A 2,078-nucleotide genomic window follows, 5' to 3' on the forward strand; every position below is an offset into this window, starting at 1 on the left:
AACGAGAGTTCTCTCGATCACCTTAGGATTCTCTCCTCGCCTACCTGTGTCGGTTTGCGGTACGGGCACCTCCCGCCTCGCTAGAGGCTTTTCTTGGCAGTGTGGAATCAGGAACTTCGGTACTATAGTTCCCTCGTCATCACAGCTCAGCTTTCATGATGAGCGGATTTGCCTACTCATCAGCCTAACTGCTTGAACGCGCATATCCAGCAGCGCGCTTACCCTATCCTACTGCGTCCCCCCATTACTCAAACGGCGGGGAGGTGGTACAGGAATATCAACCTGTTGGCCATCGCCTACGCTTTTCAGCCTCGGCTTAGGTCCCGACTAACCCTGAGCGGACGAGCCTTCCTCAGGAAACCTTAGGCATTCGGTGGACAAGATTCTCACTTGTCTTTCGCTACTCATACCGGCATTCTCACTTCTAAGCGCTCCACCAGTCCTTACGGTCTGACTTCGCTGCACTTAGAACGCTCTCCTACCACTGACATCAAAGATGTCAATCCACAGCTTCGGTGATACGTTTAGCCCCGGTACATTTTCGGCGCAGAGTCACTCGACCAGTGAGCTATTACGCACTCTTTAAATGGTGGCTGCTTCTAAGCCAACATCCTGGTTGTCTAAGCAACTCCACATCCTTTTCCACTTAACGTATACTTGGGGACCTTAGCTGGTGGTCTGGGCTGTTTCCCTTTTGACTACGGATCTTATCACTCGCAGTCTGACTCCCATGGATAAGTCTTTGGCATTCGGAGTTTGACTGAATTCGGTAACCCGTTGGGGGCCCCTAGTCCAATCAGTGCTCTACCTCCAAGACTCTTACAACATGAGGCTAGCCCTAAAGCTATTTCGGAGAGAACCAGCTATCTCCAGGTTCGATTGGAATTTCTCCGCTACCCACACCTCATCCCCGCACTTTTCAACGTGCGTGGGTTCGGGCCTCCATTCAGTGTTACCTGAACTTCACCCTGGACATGGGTAGATCACCTGGTTTCGGGTCTACGACCACATACTAAACGCCCTATTCAGACTCGCTTTCGCTGCGGCTCCGCCTTATCGGCTTAACCTTGCATGGGATCGTAACTCGCCGGTTCATTCTACAAAAGGCACGCCATCACCCGTTAACGGGCTCTGACTACTTGTAGGCACACGGTTTCAGGATCTTTTTCACTCCCCTTCCGGGGTGCTTTTCACCTTTCCCTCACGGTACTGGTTCACTATCGGTCACTAGGTAGTATTTAGCCTTGGGAGATGGTCCTCCCAGATTCCGACGGAATTTCACGTGTTCCGCCGTACTCAGGATCCACTCAAGAGGGAACGAAGTTTCAACTACAGGGTTGTTACCTTCTTCGACGGACCTTTCCAGGTCGCTTCATTTACTTCGTTCCTTTGTAACTCCGTATAGAGTGTCCTACAACCCCAAGAGGCAAGCCTCTTGGTTTGGGCTAATTCCGTTTCGCTCGCCGCTACTCAGGAAATCGCATTTGCTTTCTCTTCCTCCGGGTACTTAGATGTTTCAGTTCCCCGGGTCTGCCTTCAATATCCTATGTATTCAGATAAAGATACTGTTCCATTACGAACAGTGGGTTTCCCCATTCGGAAATCTCCGGATCAAAGCTCACTTACAGCTCCCCGAAGCATATCGGTGTTAGTCCCGTCCTTCATCGGCTCCTAGTGCCAAGGCATTCACCGTGCGCCCTTTCTAACTTAACCATTAGCGAATAAATGGTACAACATAATGTTGTGTTATTTATTGGTTTGATTAAAAGAAAAGTTTCACTTTTCCTCAGCAATTACTGTTATCTAGTTTTCAAAGAACAATGTTTTTAAGAGATTACTCTCTCAAAACTGAACAAATTCAACAAACGTACGTCATCTAAAATCCTTAGAAAGGAGGTGATCCAGCCGCACCTTCCGATACGGCTACCTTGTTACGACTTCACCCCAATCATCTGTCCCACCTTAGGCGGCTAGCTCCTTACGGTTACTCCACCGACTTCGGGTGTTACAAACTCTCGTGGTGTGACGGGCGGTGTGTACAAGGCCCGGGAACGTATTCACCGCGGCATGCTGATCCG

2 rRNA genes are annotated in these 2,078 nt (G+C 49.8%); both read right to left on the reverse strand.

From position 1 onward, the window contains the following. Positions 1–1,713, reverse strand: a 23S ribosomal RNA gene (locus ACN6NE_RS30935); the annotation flags it as partial. Positions 1,714–1,889: 176 nt separating this feature from the next. Continuing rightward, positions 1,890–2,078: ribosomal RNA gene (locus ACN6NE_RS30940) — 16S ribosomal RNA — on the reverse strand; the annotation flags it as partial.

It is taken from the genome of Priestia sp. 53B2 (genome assembly GCF_056099005.1).